The following is a 16,814-nucleotide window of genomic DNA, read 5'->3' as shown; positions in this document are numbered from 1 at the left end:
GCAGTTTCGAAGCATAAATACCAACTGTGGAAATCACCAGACGTAAAGAATTCAATAAGTATCTGCTTTTTGCAGTGGTGATTTTTCTTTCACGGATACCATTTATTCAATACGGGTATGGACTTGATGGCGATTCATGGTCTGTTGCTATTTCTGCTAAACACTTTTTTGATACCGGTGAATATATTCCATCACGACTTCCCGGATACCCTGTACATGAATTTCTTTGTTCATTGGTGAGTCCATTGGGATCATTTGGAATGAACATGATCTCAGCAATATTTACAACAATTGCTGTCACCACTTTTGCATTAATACTCAGGTCGCTTCGGTTCAAATTAATATTTCTTGCGGCAACAACAATGGCGTTTGTTCCTGTGATATTCATTCATAGTACAACAACCATCGATTATAATATTGCATTAGCTTTTATAATGCTTGGTATGTTCTTTATGCTGAGAGATAAACTGGTGCTTGCAGGTTGCTTCTTAGCGCTTGCAATCGGGACAAGACTTACTTCCGGTGCAATTTTACTTCCGCTTTCAATTATATTAACCCGAAACGATGGCTTGAATAATAATGTCAGAAGGATTTTGAAGATGGCTTTGCCTGCTATTATCGGAGGCTTGTTATTCTATATTCCACTGATGAGTAAATATGGTTTTGGATTTTTTACCTACTATGAAGTTCCATATCCTGCTATTCCAAAGGTTCTGTATAAATTATCAATTGAAGTCTGGGGCTGATCGGAATTTTAGGAATTCTGATTTCAACTATCCTTTTCTTTTTGCCACACAATCTTTCAAAGAATAAATTTTTATTTCCAAGATCTATCAATGAGAAGTATGTTATTGCATGGCTTGTTGCAGTTGATATTTACATTATCGCCTTTCTTAAATTGCCAATGGAATCCGGTTATCTGATCCCAATTGTTCCGTTTATCATTCTCATTTATGGCAAATACCTTTACAACAGAGCATTTATTTTCTTCTGTGCAACGCTGATCATTTCATCATTATGTTGTACAATTTCCCCTACAGATCGCTTTGATGCTGCAAGTTTTTCGAAAGTAAGTACAACATTTAATGCCGGCGGAGAAAAGTTGACTTTGGATCTTTTGGAAGGTCCCGTTTATTCTTATCACACAAGAAGAAAAATGGTATCGACTTTGTAAATTCATTGATCGTTTCAATGGATACGATTACTATTCCTTCTGTAATTGTAAGTGGTCGATGGTATAATCAATTGATCGTTCAATCGAATGATACTTCAAAATTAAAAGCGAAGATCAGAGACTACATCTCTGAACCGGAAGCATTGTATTTTTATGCAAAAGGGTATCTGATCTATTACCTTCCTAAACAGGAATACTACAACAAAGTTATGCGAAATGTTGACCTGGATATTTATAGGGCGATACCTTACCTTAAAGAGAATTAATTATTATTTCATTCTTATTTCGTTACAATCCAAAGTCAAACCCGATCCTGATCTGTGGGTTAGTATATGGTGAGTATTTGTCCTCAATTACATCAAAGAGCAACATTAGATTAAGGGAGCTATGGTCACCTATGAATTGCCGGTATCCGGCACCCAGGAAAAGTCCTGAAACAATTCTTCTGTTCGTTTCATAAACAGAAAGTGGGACTTCCATTGACAGGGCTTCGAATTCGGCGTGCAAAAATAATTCTTCCAGGACGTTGTAACGCGTGAATAATCCTCCGCCATAAATATTTGTCTTATAGTCAAATCCGGCATAGTCGTCTTTTAAACTATAGTAAATATATTTTCCGGTGATACCCGCTGAAAATTGTTCTGTGATCCTATATCCAAGCAATGGAGCAATTTGAATATAAGTTGAGGATCCAAACTGTAATCCAAAATCACCGCCTGTAAAAAATCTGTTTTCAAAACCGCCGGATCCTGAACTTGAACGTGCAGGAGGTTCGCTTTCTCTCGGAGTTGGTTCCTGTGAAGGATCTTGTGCTTGTATAGTCAGACAAGAGATAAAAAAGACAGATAACAAGAATGAATTTTTCACGTGTTTTTTTTTGTAAATGTAAAGATCAATTGAATTAGTTAAGCACAAATTGATTTTCTTTACAACTTAATTTACAATTTTATGAATATTCTCATTACCGGAGCCTCCAGAGGAATTGGTTATTATACTGCATTGAGTCTTGCATCAATTGTTACCAACCATGTTTTTGCTGTCAGCAGGGATGAAGCCGGTTTAGATCGTTTGATGGAGGAGTACAAACAAGTTTCAGTGAAGGGAAAACTTACGATTTGCATAGGGGATTTTCAGAATGAAGAATTTTTGAAAGCTCTTAGTCAGAAGATAGAAAAAGAGGTTTCTGTTTTGAATATTCTCATTAACAATGCAGGTTATCTTAAGTATTTGCCGTTTGAAAAATTAACAGGTTCTGATTGGAAAGAAATTTATGAAGCAAACGTATTTGGTCCTGTAAACCTGATCAGAAGTATGTTGAATTTACTTATGAAAAGTGATAGTAATTCTTCCGGTGGAATAAAAAATCACATAGTTAACATTAGCTCAATAGGAGGCGTACAGGGAAGTGTAAAGTTCAAAGGGTTGTCGGCCTACAGTAGCAGCAAGGGAGCACTGTGCGTTCTTACAGAGTGTCTGGCAGAGGAATTTAAGGAAGAAAATATAGCAGTGAATTGTCTGGCGCTGGGAAGTGTACAAACCGAAATGTTTACACAGGCGTTTCCCGGTTTTTCGGCATCACAACAACCATTAGAAATGGGAAATTACATAGCGAGATTTGCTATGGAGGGGAGTAAGTTTTATAATGGGAAAGTGCTGGAGGTTTCGGTGAGTACTCCTTAACTTTTAGCGAATAACCAGTAGTGAAAAGTGAAAAGTGAAAAATGTGGGCACTGAAAATGCGGGGAGATTTTATTTCTTAGGTACCGGGAAATTTTCTAATTTTCATAGGTAAAACACATTTAATTTTTTTTATTATTTACCTTCTTCTGGACGCTTTAATTTTTTTTAAAACACTTAAAACACCTTAAACACTTTAAACCTAAGAAACCAATCATGAAACCTGTCGCCTGACATTAAACTTTAAACATCAGACATTAAGCAAAAGCACTCTCAAAACCCCGAAACTCCATCAATTTTCAACTTTTTTCAACTATATCCGGCTGGCTTCGAGGAATCTAGTTCAAAAAGGGCAAATTGTTTATAAAAAAGATGAAGAAATATTTGGAGGTTTTGATAAAGGTAGTACATTTGCATCCCCAATAACAAAGTTCTTTAACACAAGGGGACGCTGAAAGGCGGATAATTCAAGTGTCGGAGTAGGATGAAGAGGTTGAAAAACGAGTGTTTTTAAACTTTTTCAACTGAAAATGTGAAGGTTAACTGATCTTGAAAAAATAATAAAAATGTGTTGGTTTGTAAGAAACGGTTAGTATCTTTGCAGCCCGAAAAACAAATAGAATAAGCATTAATTCAACGGAATTGATGGAGTACAAAAAGGATTACTTGATTTTGCTCGCAAGAGTGAAATAGAATATATAAGTAAGACGTTCTTTGAAGAATTGAACAGGAAATAACAAGCCCTAATTAAACGTTGACTAAGTCGACATAATTTTGAGTAACAAATCCTATACAGAGACAGAAATCAACTTTACAATGGAGAGTTTGATCCTGGCTCAGGATTAACGCTAGCGGCAGGCCTAATACATGCAAGTCGAACGGCAGCGGGTGTAGCAATACATGCCGGCGAGTGGCGCACGGGTGCGTAACGCGTATGCAATCTACCTGTAACTGGGGAATAGCCTTCCGAAAGGAAGATTAATACCGCATAATATCATGAAGTGGCATCATTTTATGATCAAAACTCCGGTGGTTACAGATGAGCATGCGTGACATTAGCTAGTTGGTGAGGTAACGGCTCACCAAGGCTACGATGTCTAGGGGGTCTGAGAGGATGATCCCCCACACTGGTACTGAGACACGGACCAGACTCCTACGGGAGGCAGCAGTAAGGAATATTGGACAATGGCCGCAAGGCTGATCCAGCCATGCCGCGTGCAGGATGAAGGTGCTCTGCATTGTAAACTGCTTTTGTTCGGGAATAAACCCTTTCACGTGTGAGAGGTTGAATGTACCGAAAGAATAAGGGACGGCTAACTTCGTGCCAGCAGCCGCGGTAATACGAAGGTCCCAAGCGTTATCCGGATTTATTGGGTTTAAAGGGTGCGTAGGCGGGTTATTAAGTCAGTGGTGAAAGCTCCCAGCTCAACTGGGAAACTGCCATTGATACTGATAGTCTTGAGTATGATTGAAGTGGGCGGAATGTGTCATGTAGCGGTGAAATGCTTAGATATGACACAGAACACCGATTGCGAAGGCAGCTCACTAAGCCATAACTGACGCTGATGCACGAAAGCGTGGGGAGCAAACAGGATTAGATACCCTGGTAGTCCACGCCCTAAACGATGATCACTCGATGTGTGCGATAAACTGTACGCGTCCAAGCGAAAGCATTAAGTGATCCACCTGGGGAGTACGACCGCAAGGTTGAAACTCAAAGGAATTGACGGGGGCCCGCACAAGCGGAGGAGCATGTGGTTTAATTCGATGATACGCGAGGAACCTTACCAGGGCTTGAAAGTTAGAGAAGGATGTGGAAACATGTCCGCCCGCAAGGGCTCGAAACTAGGTGCTGCATGGCTGTCGTCAGCTCGTGCCGTGAGGTGTTGGGTTAAGTCCCGCAACGAGCGCAACCCCTATCATTAGTTGCCAACAGGTTATGCTGGGGACTCTAATGAGACTGCCCGCGCAAGCGGTGAGGAAGGTGGGGATGACGTCAAGTCATCACGGCCCTTACGTCCTGGGCTACACACGTGCTACAATGGTCGATACAGAGGGCAGCCACATGGTAACATGGAGCTAATCCTAAAAGTCGATCTCAGTTCGGATCGAGGTCTGCAACCCGACCTCGTGAAGCTGGATTCGCTAGTAATCGCATATCAGCCATGATGCGGTGAATACGTTCCCGGGCCTTGTACACACCGCCCGTCAAGCCATGGGAGTTGGGGGTACCTGAAGTCGATAACCGCAAGGAGTCGCCTAGGGTAAAACCAATGACTGGGGCTAAGTCGTAACAAGGTAGCCGTACCGGAAGGTGCGGCTGGAACACCTCCTTTCTGGAGTGGTTTGTTACACTGCTAAGTAAAATTGGCATTCATGCTTGTTATTTCCTTTCATTTTCTTCTATTCTTAAAAAGATTATCCCAAACGAGCTTTTAAGGTGGTCTCACCATCTGAGAAGAAGGTAAATTCTTCCGCCCAGGCGGAGAACATAGTCCCGTAGCTCAGCTTGGTTAGAGCACTACACTGATAATGTAGGGGTCAGCAGTTCAAATCTGCTCGGGACTACACATCAAAATCTGTCTCGGGGAATTAGCTCAGCTGGCTAGAGCACCTGCTTTGCAAGCAGGGGGTCATCGGTTCGACTCCGATATCCTCCACTAATATTGCCTGTTCAAGGGAAAAAAAATTAAAGAGTACCAGTCATTACAACGGTAACGACTAAATTGAAATAATTAAGAAGTAGCTCAATGGAAGAGCATTCTGCCAATGGCGGAAAGGTAAACGGTTCGATTCCGTTGTTCTTGACGAATCCTAAGTAGTAGGATTACGTTCTTTGACATATTGAAAGAAAACATAACAAACAAGAATTAAGAATTTTATCGAAACGATAAGAAAGTTATTAAGGGCACACGGTGAATGCCTTGGCTCTCATAGGCGATGAAGGACGTGATAAGCTGCGAAAAGCTTCGGGGAAGTGCAAACGACTTTTGATCCGAAGATATCCGAATGGGGCAACCCGTAACATTGAAGATGTTACATCCAATGCGAAGCTAACCCGGAGAACTGAAACATCTAAGTACCCGGAGGAAGAGAAAACAAATAGTGATTCCCTAAGTAGTGGCGAGCGAACGGGGAACAGCCCAAACCATAGTTGTTAAGGCAACTACGGGGTTGTAGGACTGCAATATGATATGTATGCGTGAAGCTGAAGTTTCTGGAAAGAGGAACCATAGAGGGTGATAGTCCCGTAAGCGAAAGCAAGTACATTCTAGCAGTATCCTGAGTACCGCGAGGTCGGAGACGCCTTGTGGGAACCAGCCGGCACCATCCGGTAAGGCTAAATACTAATGAGAGACCGATAGTGAACTAGTACCGTGAGGGAAAGGTGAAAAGAACCTCGAACAGCGGAGTGAAATAGAACCTGAAACCGTGTGCTTACAAGCGGTCGGAGTCCCGTAAGGGATGACGGCGTGCCTTTTGCATAATGAGCCTACGAGTTACTCCTCACTGGCAAGGTTAAGGACCTAAGGTCCGTAGCCGAAGCGAAAGCAAGTCTGAATAGGGCGTATAGTCAGTGGGGGTAGACGCGAAACCTTGTGATCTACACATTTGCAGGATGAAGTGACGGTAACACGTCATGGAGGTCCGAACCGGTAAGCGTTGAAAAGCTTTCGGATGACATGTGTGTAGGGGTGAAAGGCTAATCAAACTGGGAAATAGCTCGTACTCCCCGAAATGTCTTTAGGGACAGCGTCAAATGTATTGTCATAGAGGTAGAGCTACTAATAGGGCTAGGGGGCTTCACCGCCTACCAAACCCTGATAAACTCCGAATGCTAATGACAAATATTTGGCAGTGAGGCCTGGGGTGCTAACGTCACAGGCCGAGAGGGAAAGAACCCAGACCATCAGCTAAGGTCCCAAAATCTATGTTAAGTTGGTTAAACGTGGTCAGATTGCATTGACAGCTAGGATGTTGGCTTGGAAGCAGCCATTCATTTAAAGAGTGCGTAACAGCTCACTAGTCGAGCGATCTGGCGTGGATAATAAGCGGGCATTAAACATAGTACCGAAGCTATGGCATCGAAAGATGGGTAGGGGAGCATTCTAACTGCACCGAAGGTTCTTCGTAAGGAGGGCTGGAGCGGCTAGAAAAGCAAATGTAGGCATAAGTAACGATAAGGCGGGTGAGAAACCCGCCCACCGAAAGACTAAGGGTTCCTGATCAACGCTAATCGGATCAGGGTTAGTCGGGACCTAAGGCTCATCCGAATGGAAATGCCGATGGACAACAGATTAATATTTCTGTACCGGTGCAATCAGTGATGGAATGACGGAGTAGTGAAAGGTCCGCGCACTTACGGAATAGTGCGTTGAAGCCCGTAGATATAAGACCTGTTGGAAAATCCGCAGGACTTGTCGAAGGTGACAGTACCATGAGTCTTCGGACAAATGGATAGTGACCCTAATCAGACTTCCAAGAAAACTTCCTAAACTTATGATTGTACCGCCCGTACCGTAAACCGACACAGGTAGTCGAGAAGAATATTCTAAGGTGCTCGAGTGAATCATGGCTAAGGAACTCGGCAAATTGACCCTGTAACTTCGGGATAAAGGGTGCCCCTCATCATGGGGGGCCGCAGTGAAATGGCTCAGGCGACTGTTTAACAAAAACACATGGCTATGCTAAATCGAAAGATGATGTATATGGCCTGACACCTGCCCGGTGCTGGAAGGTTAAGAGGAGATGTCAGTCGCAAGACAAAGCATTGAATCGAAGCCCCAGTAAACGGCGGCCGTAACTATAACGGTCCTAAGGTAGCGAAATTCCTTGTCGGGTAAGTTCCGACCTGCACGAATGGTGTAACGATCTGAGCACTGTCTCAGTCATGAGCTCGGTGAAATTGTAGTAACGGTGAAGATGCCGTTTACCCGCAACGGGACGGAAAGACCCCGTGCACCTTCACTACAACTTTACATTGATTCTGGATAAATGATGTGTAGGATAGGTGGGAGACTTTGAAGCGGTGGCGCTAGCCATCGTGGAGTCAACCTTGAAATACCACCCTTTATTTATTCGGAGTCTAACCCCGATCATTCGGGGGACATTGTATGGTGGGTAGTTTGACTGGGGTGGTCGCCTCCAAAAGAGTAACGGAGGCTTTCAAAGGTACCCTCAGCACGCTTGGTAACCGTGCGCGGAGTGCAATAGCATAAGGGTGCTTGACTGTGAGACTTACAAGTCGAGCAGGTACGAAAGTAGGATATAGTGATCCGGTGGTTCCGCATGGAAGGGCCATCGCTCAAAGGATAAAAGGTACGCCGGGGATAACAGGCTGATCTCCCCCAAGAGCTCACATCGACGGGGAGGTTTGGCACCTCGATGTCGGCTCGTCACATCCTGGGGCTGGAGAAGGTCCCAAGGGTTCGGCTGTTCGCCGATTAAAGTGGCACGCGAGCTGGGTTCAGAACGTCGTGAGACAGTTCGGTCTCTATCTGTAGTGGGCGTGGGAAGTTTGAGTGGACCTGACTTTAGTACGAGAGGACCGAGTCGGACGTACCTCTAGTGTACCAGTTGTTCCGCCAGGGGCATCGCTGGGTAGCTATGTACGGTTGAGATAAGCGCTGAAAGCATCTAAGCACGAAACTCGCCTCAAGATGATACTTCCTTTAAGGGTCGTCAGAGACTATGACGTTGATAGGTTGCAAGTGTAAAGTCAGTAATGACAAAGCTGAGCAATACTAATTGCCCGTAAACTTTTTATCTGATAATCTCCACTGATTTTTGTTTGTTTGTTTTCTTTCTCTAATATGTCATAATTGTATCTAAGACTTTTATGGTGATTTTAGCGTTGGTGTCCACCTCTTCCCATTCCGAACAGAGAAGTTAAGCCCAACTGCGCAGATGGTACTGAAGTAACTTTCGGGAGAGTATGTCGTCGCCGTAAATTATAAAAGCCTCGCTCGAAAGAGTGGGGCTTTTTTTTTGTCTCTGCCTAATTAATATTCTTTAGATATTTACCTGCATTTTGCCTGTTAGTTTCCAAAATTAATTCCTGTTACTTTCACCATCATTTTTTAAAATGGCGTCGTGATTTTTTCCTTTTCTAAAGTGATGTATTTGAAATTATCCTAAACTTGCATCTGCACCAGTGCTGTCTCTCCACCTCATAATCAATTCAAATGAAGTTGTTTCTCATTTCCGTTTTCATATTATTTACCTCACTTAACTGTGCCCGGGCACAATCAGATACAATGTCGATTATAGGTTCCTGGCAATGGATCCATATAGTCAATTCGGAAACAAATGAGATAAGTCCTGTAGAAACGATTACCATGGGTTTATCAAAGGAGGTAAAAACAGAATTTAAAACCGACAGCATTTTCATTGAGTATAAACAAAAGCTTTCCGGTGAAGGCTTCGCTTCTACTCAAGGACTGTGGTACATTGACACAATATCGAATACGCTTATGATGAAGCCTAAAGCAAAATGGATCGCTTCAAAGATCATTCATCATACAAAAGATTCTATTGTGATTGAATTAATGAAACCATTGAATCTGCTCATGATCAGAATTGACTGATCGAACTGAAAGATTTGATTTAACCGGTCTTGTAAATCAGCTGTTATTTATAATTACAAACTATGTATGACAATTTATTTTATCCGCTTAAGCATACATATGACTTAGGTCAATTGCCTTCAAAATTGATTTTTTATCCTGAAAGTATTACCAATCCCTGGCTGATTGCTGCTGTTAAAGATCTTCAGGAATATCTGCAGATCCAGAAGGAGTGGACACATAATTTTGGCTTCAATACTACAATCGATTCCCCGGTTTCCGGTAAAATGTTTGGCGTTCTTTTGGTAGAAACGGTGAACAACAGCATTGGTTACCTGTCAGCATTTTCGGGGAAGTTAGCAGGCACTAATCACCATTCCCGTTTTGTACCTCCGGTTTTTGATACTCTTTCAGGAGTAACTTTTGTTAACACAGGAATGCAACTGATTACTTCGATGGGTTCGGAAATTGATTCCCTTAAGTTAATTAACGCTCAGAAAAATTCCGAAGAAATAGAATTTCTCAGAGCCGAACGTCGTCATCTTTCTATTAAATTACAGAATGAAATTTTTGATCGCTATATTTTTATAAACCATTCCGGAAAAGAAAAAAAGTTGCAGGCAATATTTCAGGAAGCTGGCTACAAAAATCCCCCTAGTGGAGCAGGAGAATGCACCGCTCCTAAACTGCTGCAATATGCATTTCTGAATAAAATGAAACCGCTGGCAATGGCTGAATTCTGGTGGGGAATGTCTCCAAAATCAGAAACATGGAAACACCGTGAATTTTATCCCACATGCAAGGAGAAATGTGAACTGATTTTGGAATTTATGCTTGGTCAATAAATAAATCAGGACAAACTACTTTTTTCGGGAAAGTGATTTTTCTACTTTGAAAAATTTGAAATTCCTTGTCATTCGTGATTCAAGTTTAAATCTAAATAAATTAAAATTTCCGGAAGGAATGATTTTGCCTACAGACCTGTTTTGGTTTGGTGTAAATGTAAATTAAGACAAATCTGGAAAGCTATTCACTATTATGAAAATCTTATTTCTGAAAAACCAACCATTCTCATCGGAGATCTTAATAGTATTACGGTCTGGGACAGAAAGAGCAGACTAGGTAATCATTCTTATCTGGTTCATCGATTAGCAGCTAAAAATATTAAGAGCGTGTATCATCATTTTTTTTCGCAGCTGCATCGAAAGGAATTTCATCCCACCTTGTTTCTTTACCGTCACAGGAATAAACAGTATCATCTGGATTATTGTTTTGCTTCTGCAGATCATGTAATTAAAGATGTAAAAGTGGGTGCATTTGAAGACTGGGCTAAGCATAGCGATCATGTGCCGGTATTTGTGTGTTTCGAGAATGTTTAGTATTGTTGTAGAAATTAATTCTTTAGAGAGGTTGGTACCGATTATGTCGAATTATTAATAATTGAATTTGAAAATTTAGATGAAATTAACCGGTTGTTCCGATTGTAAAAAAGTAGTTCCGTTAAATGATACGTTGATAATTGATAACGTATACTATTGTTTTCAATGTGTTGAATCAAAATATCCAAATGAAGGAGAATTGTTTAGTCATGATGTAAGAAAGCATTACGATGACACTGTTTGTAATACCTGTAAGAATGATTTTGGTGATGAAGTATTGAAAATGAATTCTCATTATCCTATATGTGATTCTTGTATTGTTTTGCTAAGGGAAAAAATATTTCCAAAATGGGTAAAGGCGTTTTTTGCAGTTCTAGTCCTTATAATTTTGTTTTCCTTTTTCTGGAATTTAAAATATTATCAGGCGTATAAGGAATATAATCAAGCTAACGAATTTTATTCACATGGAGACTTTACAAATGCTTCAAAATTGGCTTTAAGTGCAAATAGCAAAGTACCGAATGTTAAAAGACTGGAGTTTTCCTCCTCCTATTTTCATGGAGTGGATTTATTATACAAGGGTGTAAGTACAGAAGCATATAATGAATTTTATAAGTTGCAGAATGAATATCCGGATGACAACGTTGTAAATTCGTTATTGTATTATGCTAAGGCGGGTATGGCCTTTGATTCCGGCAATTACCAGGGTTTTCTTGATGCTTCAAAAAAGAGTCTTGAAATGGATGGTGCAAGTCCGGCAATTTTGACTGCTATAGCTTCTGCTTACGCCTGCATTTATGTTTCAAAAGATGATGAAGAGGCGAAAAGTAATTGTATTGCATATCTTGACAGTGCAAAGGCTATGAATGATACAAGTGCAGCTGCCCTGGCTTATTTTAATAAAGTAGAATACAGATTGTTTAGTAAGAAAATTATTTCCAGCGAAGAATTTGACAAAAAATTTCCGAACGGCTGGCAAAAAACTGAGAACTAAAAATATCCAAAATGATTCTTATTCCCGGTCACATAATCGCAAAATTTACTTTTCCCGGTGTCGTCGTTCATGAATTTGCACATATGTTATTTTGCAAAGTCAGAAAGGTCGCAATAATTGATGTGTGTTATTTCAGGGACGGAGATCCTGTAGGTTACGTTCAGCATGAAGGGTCAACGAGTTTCTTTACTACATTTCTTATTTCAATGGGGCCTTTCTTTGTGAATAGTTTATTGTGCTTATTAATTTGTATGCCTGCTTATATTCCTCTTAAATTTTTTGAAATCGAAAATATATATTTCTACTTTTTACTCTGGCTGGGAATATCAATAGGAATGCATGCAATTCCTTCGAATCAGGATGCAACAAATGTTTACAATGAAGCGAAGATACATGCCAGGAAAGGAAATCTTCTGGCTATAATCTCATTTCCTATTGTTGGCCTGATTTATATTTTTAATTTGCTGCGTGTTCTCTGGGCAGATGTGTTTTACGGTGTTGGTGTGGGACTTGGAATTCCGTCTCTTATTTTCGGATGAAATTTTTATCTGTAGATTACGATTTTTAAATAAAATGAAGCCCATTGCTCCTTCAGATTTCCGGTGAGGTCTGTCTCCAAAATCTGGAACACGGAAACATAAAGCTTTTTATAAGCCCTGTAACGAGAAGTGTGAACCGATTCTTAAACACATGCTTGAAGGTTGTGATGATATTATTCTAAAGTAATTTCCTATTTTGCACATAAAGTTTCAGTATGACCGATTACCTCAAATATAAATTTAAGGACACACCGGAATTCGTAAACACCTTCGATGAACTTCCACTCTGGAGTGCATCATTCGGACTCCTATTATTGAAGCACGTAGAATTAAAACCCAATATTAAAGTAATCGATATTGGATCAGGAGCAGGTTTTCCTTTGCTTGAACTGGCTTCACGACTCGGTAATTCATGTCAGCTTTATGGAATTGATCCATGGCACAATGCAAATAACCGAGCAAAGGCGAAGATCCGCAACTACGGACTGACAAATGTTGAAATCATTGAGAGTAGTGCTGAGCAAATTCCTTTTGAAGATGGATCGGTCGACCTGATCGTTTCAAATCTTGGAATCAATAATTTCAGTAACCCGCAGCAGGTTTTTAAAGAATGTCACCGTGTCTTAAAACAAGATGGTAAACTTTCGCTTACCACAAATCTGTATGGTCATTGGAAAGAATTTTATAATGTATTCTATTCAACACTTGAAGAATTGAAACTCGAGAAATATATTTCTATCTTAAAAGCAGAAGAGGAGCATCGGGGTACGATTGAAAGTGTATCAGAGTTATTTACTTCAAATGGATTCAAAGTAGATAGAGTTGTGAAAGAAAGTATTGAAATGAAATTTCTGGATGGAACTGCATTTTTGAACCATCATTTTATTAAACTTGGCTGGCTTTCAGGCTGGATGAAATTGTTTCCGGAGAATTTACATGAGATAATTTTCGCAAAGCTTGAGAAAAATTTAAATACTCAAGCAAACACAGAAAATCTTAACTTGAATGTCTCAATGGCATTTTTTCAGAGTATCAAAATTTGATTTTTATGGCTACTAAAGAATGTCCTTCCTGTGCAATGAATGTTGATGAGAAATCAACAGTTTGCCCAATTTGTGGTTATGAATTTCCGGTAAGAAATAAATGGTTTGTCCTTATTGCAATTATTCTACTGATTATTTCTTTTTTGTACTTTGTTTTTTGAAAATTAACCAACAGAATACAAGGAATTCAGATTTAATTGTAAATTAGCATAACCATTCCTAAATTTCTTTATATATGATCAAATTTGTTTTTACATTATTGTTATGTTTTATTTTTCATTCGCAAGTAAGCGCGCAGGTTCTACAGTTATATGGTTTAACTCCAGGGGGAGGATCAAGAGGGCAGGGGAATATTTTTAAGATAAACTCAGATGGCACCGGTTATGAAGAAAAATTTGCCTTTGATTCATTAACTGGTTTCGAAGCTTGGGGTACACTGATACAAGCTTCTGATGGTTTGTTATATGGAGTAACCGAAAGAGGAGGTCCTAATAATTTGGGTGTACTGTTCAGTTTTAATCCGCTTACAAATGTTTATCGTCATGTTCAGGATTTCGATAGTACTACAGGATGTCTAGGTGCAGCGGAACTTTTTGAAATGAATGATGGAAAACTTTATGGAATGTTACCTGTTTGCGGCAATGAAAATTCCGGAGTAATATTCTCTTATGACCCGTTGACAGATATGTATTCAAAACTTTATGATTTTGATAGTGTGACTACCGGGAGATATTTCACCGCTTTTATTAAAGGTAATAACGGTAAATTAATCGGTGCTACCGGTAATCGTCAATGCAGTGCGGGTCTAATTTTTGAATTTGATATTCTTAATAGCAACTTTAATGTCTTGACTGATTTCTGTTCTACATCCGGATATCCGGTAGGAAATGTGATTCAGGATTCCCATGGTAATATATATAGTTTTACAGGGATGGGAGGAACAGCTACTTGGGGTTCTCTTTATGTTTATCCGCCGAATGGTAATTTGACAGAAATTATGATTATGGCATCTACCAATTTTGGAGTTCGGCCTGTCAGTGCTCCGTTGTTGATAAACAATGAAATTTATGGTATGACAAATTTGAATGGTTCATCTGGAGGCTCAATATTCAAATTTAACAAGGTTACTTATGCTGATTCACTATTATATACTTTTAATGGGATTTCAGGGAAGTGGCCAAACGGTTCTTTGAGATTACTTTCTGACGGTAGAATATATGGAGCGACTTGGGTTGGAGGTATTAATAATCGTGGTGTCCTTTTCGCCTTTGACATAAATACAAATTCCTATACAAAGTTGCATGATTTTAATGGAGCAGATGGCGCAAATCCTACTGGTAATCTAATTGAGGTAGATACATCACTATTTTATCTTTCACTTGAAAATTTAAAAGATCCTTTTGACTTAAAGATATTCCCAAATCCGGCGATGGAAGTTCTAAATATTAAAATCAAAATGGAAATAAAGAATCTTGAAGTTTTAATAAGTTCAATTGATGGGAAAAGCGTATTCAAAGGTGTTTTTTCAGGCACTCATTTATCTGTTTTTACCGGTGAATTTGAACATGGAGTTTATTTTTTGACTTTACGATCGCCTGAAACTTCTGTCACAAAAAAAATTATTGTATATCATCAGTAATTAATTTTCAAAATAGATATTATTTTTTGAAGGAAATAGTGGATTAGTTACAATTTTGTTGTCTCATTCATTTTTTCAACGGGTGCTTTGATTCATCTAATCCAAATTGAGTATTTCCCAAAAGTTGGCACCAGGCTACCTTTGGAAAAAACCAATTCTATGAAAAAGTTACTTTTTACCATAGTGTCTATGGTATTCTTTCTCCAAGGTTATGGACAATTAACAATGTCAACCGCAGAAAATCTGGCGGAAGGCGTTTCAGTTTCCGGAACTGTTACTGATAACAATAATGGTCCGGTAAACATCCCATTCCACTTTTACAAAACACAGTTAACAGGGAATGGTGTTATACAGATCATTTCTCAAATCACTAATTCAAGTTCTTCCTCAGCTGGAGAGATCATTATTAACGTACGATTCAAGGATTCAACGCTCTTGGCAAGAAAGCCAATTTACATTCTTGAGAATACGACTGTCATAGATACTTTTTCAATTTCCGGAGCTGAACAGGATGAGATCTACATAGCTTTTCAGAATTACGGAGTCGTTTATGGCGGGCCATTTAATTATACTACTCGCTACGATCTTTTATACGTTGAGCCTAATAATGAACTTGAGCCAAATGATTTCCATTATGAAGCTCAGTCATTACATCCGGGAGATGTAGTAAACGGACATATAAGTTTCAGGAGTGATCAATATTACCTGGATCTGAATGATTACTTTGATATTATCATTCCAGAGAATGGACAAGTTGATCTTGAATTCTCATGGAAGAATATTTGCATTAATTCAGGTTTCATAGTTCCGGGTTGCCAGGTTTATCTCTATGGAAAAGACAGTGTTTCCAGAGGAAATCTGGATCATACTTCTTCAAATTATACTACGGTACAACATATTGCAAATAATGTTAATTCACCATATGGTGTCACGATTTATGATACCATGCACATTTATGGTAAGTCAGCAGATACTGTACGGATCGATCTTTACAATTATTTTTCCGGCTGGGGAATTAATTTTACCGGTGCTTATACTTTGCGATATCTGATGAGCGATCTTGCTCCTTCTAATGAATTGGAACCAAATAATGATCTAGCAACGGCGAGTGAACTCAGTGCAGGAGATACAATTCATGGTTTGATTGCATACACCAATGGTAATTTCGTAACTGACCTTAGTGATTACTATAAATTAGTAAAGCCTGCCGGAGACAGCATGAGATTTTATATTTCAGTCGTAAATAAATTTAAATATGATTCGCTTGCAGTGAATCCTACTGTTTATGCATATGATAAAAACGGAAATCGACTGATTGTTTACAGTGCAAGCGGAGCAGCTTCAAGTACCGGACAGTTAATTGCAAATGTCTGGATGCAACCTGTAGATGTTCTTTTATCAGATACAATGACGATCAGAGGAATTCCAACTGATTCTTTTTTTATAGAAATCTACAATCCAAGTTATGCGTTTAAATATGAATTGATGCCATTGTCTCCATTTACAGGTATAGAAGATTTAAACGAACAAAATTTATTTAGTGTTTATCCAAATCCGGCTACCGATAAAATTAATATATCACTTCAAAACAGAATCAATGAAGAAGTAGTTGTTAATCTGATTTCTTTCTCCGGAGCAAGAGTTGCAACATTGTTTGAAGGTAAATTAACAAGTGAAGTCAAATTACTTGACCTGCCCAAAGTTCCTTCAGGAAATTATTTTGTGTCGGTCCGGTCTAAAAATGGAATAGAGTCATTCAGAAAGATAATGATCCAGAATAAATAAAGTTTCAAAGTTTCAATG

Annotated in this window: 13 protein-coding genes, 3 tRNA genes and 3 rRNA genes; 18 read left to right on the top strand and 1 reads right to left on the bottom strand. The window is 39.4% G+C overall.

Annotated features, from left to right (window positions below):
* Window positions 1-26: 26 nt before the first annotated feature.
* The 3 genes from IPL24_10640 to IPL24_10630 are packed head-to-tail and all read left to right on the top strand — an operon-like array spanning window position 27 to window position 1,440.
* A complete protein-coding gene (locus IPL24_10640) occupies window positions 27-746 on the top strand; it encodes a hypothetical protein (GenBank protein ID MBK8364107.1) in 720 nt (239 codons plus the stop codon).
* Window positions 747-787: 41 nt separating this feature from the next.
* Window positions 788-1,174 (top strand): hypothetical protein, encoded by a 387-nt coding sequence (locus IPL24_10635; GenBank protein MBK8364106.1) that lies wholly within the window; start codon window positions 788-790, stop codon window positions 1,172-1,174.
* A 17-nt stretch (window positions 1,175-1,191) separates the two neighbouring features.
* Window positions 1,192-1,440 (top strand): hypothetical protein, encoded by a 249-nt coding sequence (locus IPL24_10630; protein ID MBK8364105.1) that lies wholly within the window; start codon window positions 1,192-1,194, stop codon window positions 1,438-1,440.
* A 22-nt stretch (window positions 1,441-1,462) separates the two neighbouring features.
* Here IPL24_10630 and IPL24_10625 read toward each other — a convergent pair whose 3' ends face one another.
* On the bottom strand, window positions 1,463-2,041 hold the full coding sequence (locus IPL24_10625) for a hypothetical protein (protein MBK8364104.1): 579 nt from the start codon (window positions 2,039-2,041) through the stop codon (window positions 1,463-1,465).
* Window positions 2,042-2,122: 81 nt separating this feature from the next.
* On the opposite strand from IPL24_10625, the gene IPL24_10620 reads away from it, so the two are divergent.
* The 15 genes from IPL24_10620 (at window position 2,123) to IPL24_10550 (ending at window position 16,796) form a co-directional block, all read left to right on the top strand.
* On the top strand, window positions 2,123-2,854 hold the full coding sequence (locus IPL24_10620) for an SDR family oxidoreductase (GenBank protein ID MBK8364103.1): 732 nt from the start codon (window positions 2,123-2,125) through the stop codon (window positions 2,852-2,854).
* An 810-nt stretch (window positions 2,855-3,664) separates the two neighbouring features.
* Window positions 3,665-5,187: ribosomal RNA gene (locus IPL24_10615) — 16S ribosomal RNA — on the top strand.
* A 157-nt stretch (window positions 5,188-5,344) separates the two neighbouring features.
* A tRNA-Ile gene (locus IPL24_10610) sits at window positions 5,345-5,419 on the top strand.
* A gap of 18 nt (window positions 5,420-5,437) precedes the next feature.
* Window positions 5,438-5,511, top strand: a tRNA-Ala gene (locus IPL24_10605).
* 76 nt (window positions 5,512-5,587) lie between these two features.
* A tRNA-Ile gene (locus IPL24_10600) sits at window positions 5,588-5,659 on the top strand.
* Between the two features lie 84 nt (window positions 5,660-5,743).
* Window positions 5,744-8,619, top strand: a 23S ribosomal RNA gene (locus tag IPL24_10595).
* 70 nt (window positions 8,620-8,689) lie between these two features.
* Window positions 8,690-8,801: ribosomal RNA gene (gene rrf, locus IPL24_10590) — 5S ribosomal RNA — on the top strand.
* The 16S, 23S and 5S rRNA genes sit together here with 3 tRNA genes alongside, the layout of an rRNA operon.
* Before the next feature lie 235 nt (window positions 8,802-9,036).
* On the top strand, window positions 9,037-9,438 hold the full coding sequence (locus tag IPL24_10585; GenBank protein ID MBK8364102.1) for a hypothetical protein: 402 nt from the start codon (window positions 9,037-9,039) through the stop codon (window positions 9,436-9,438).
* A 62-nt stretch (window positions 9,439-9,500) separates the two neighbouring features.
* Window positions 9,501-10,262, top strand: coding sequence for a pseudouridylate synthase (locus tag IPL24_10580; protein ID MBK8364101.1), 762 nt, complete (start codon window positions 9,501-9,503; stop codon window positions 10,260-10,262).
* Between the two features lie 141 nt (window positions 10,263-10,403).
* Window positions 10,404-10,796, top strand: coding sequence for a hypothetical protein (locus IPL24_10575; GenBank protein ID MBK8364100.1), 393 nt, complete (start codon window positions 10,404-10,406; stop codon window positions 10,794-10,796).
* Window positions 10,797-10,875: 79 nt separating this feature from the next.
* Window positions 10,876-11,790, top strand: a complete 915-nt coding sequence (locus tag IPL24_10570; protein MBK8364099.1) for a hypothetical protein — start codon at window positions 10,876-10,878, stop codon at window positions 11,788-11,790.
* A gap of 11 nt (window positions 11,791-11,801) precedes the next feature.
* Window positions 11,802-12,329: a DUF3267 domain-containing protein gene (locus tag IPL24_10565; GenBank protein ID MBK8364098.1), complete on the top strand. Its 528-nt coding sequence runs from the start codon at window positions 11,802-11,804 to the stop codon at window positions 12,327-12,329.
* A 215-nt stretch (window positions 12,330-12,544) separates the two neighbouring features.
* Window positions 12,545-13,372, top strand: a complete 828-nt coding sequence (locus tag IPL24_10560) for a methyltransferase domain-containing protein (protein MBK8364097.1) — start codon at window positions 12,545-12,547, stop codon at window positions 13,370-13,372.
* A 235-nt stretch (window positions 13,373-13,607) separates the two neighbouring features.
* Window positions 13,608-15,011, top strand: coding sequence for a T9SS type A sorting domain-containing protein (locus IPL24_10555; GenBank protein MBK8364096.1), 1,404 nt, complete (start codon window positions 13,608-13,610; stop codon window positions 15,009-15,011).
* A gap of 225 nt (window positions 15,012-15,236) precedes the next feature.
* Complete coding sequence (locus IPL24_10550; GenBank protein MBK8364095.1) at window positions 15,237-16,796, top strand: T9SS type A sorting domain-containing protein; 1,560 nt, start codon at window positions 15,237-15,239, stop codon at window positions 16,794-16,796.
* Window positions 16,797-16,814: the final 18 nt, after the last annotated feature.

It is taken from the genome of Bacteroidota bacterium (assembly GCA_016711505.1).
Classification (GTDB): domain Bacteria; phylum Bacteroidota; class Bacteroidia; order AKYH767-A; family 2013-40CM-41-45; genus JADKIH01.
The sequence above is the reverse complement of the archived record's forward strand: the minus strand, read 5'-3'. Positions and strand labels throughout refer to the sequence as shown.

What these genes read in the sequence shown, in the direction of transcription:
- IPL24_10580 (MBK8364101.1), top strand. Translation starts at nt 9,501, where the DNA reads ATGTATGACAATTTATTTTATCCGCTTAAGCATACATATGACTTAGGT.
- IPL24_10585 (MBK8364102.1), top strand. Translation starts at nt 9,037, where the DNA reads ATGAAGTTGTTTCTCATTTCCGTTTTCATATTATTTACCTCACTTAAC.
- IPL24_10570 (MBK8364099.1), top strand. Translation starts at nt 10,876, where the DNA reads ATGAAATTAACCGGTTGTTCCGATTGTAAAAAAGTAGTTCCGTTAAAT.
- IPL24_10560 (MBK8364097.1), top strand. Translation starts at nt 12,545, where the DNA reads ATGACCGATTACCTCAAATATAAATTTAAGGACACACCGGAATTCGTA.
- IPL24_10620 (MBK8364103.1), top strand. Translation starts at nt 2,123, where the DNA reads ATGAATATTCTCATTACCGGAGCCTCCAGAGGAATTGGTTATTATACT.
- IPL24_10630 (MBK8364105.1), top strand. Translation starts at nt 1,192, where the DNA reads ATGGATACGATTACTATTCCTTCTGTAATTGTAAGTGGTCGATGGTAT.
- IPL24_10550 (MBK8364095.1), top strand. Translation starts at nt 15,237, where the DNA reads ATGTCAACCGCAGAAAATCTGGCGGAAGGCGTTTCAGTTTCCGGAACT.
- IPL24_10565 (MBK8364098.1), top strand. Translation starts at nt 11,802, where the DNA reads ATGATTCTTATTCCCGGTCACATAATCGCAAAATTTACTTTTCCCGGT.
- IPL24_10555 (MBK8364096.1), top strand. Translation starts at nt 13,608, where the DNA reads ATGATCAAATTTGTTTTTACATTATTGTTATGTTTTATTTTTCATTCG.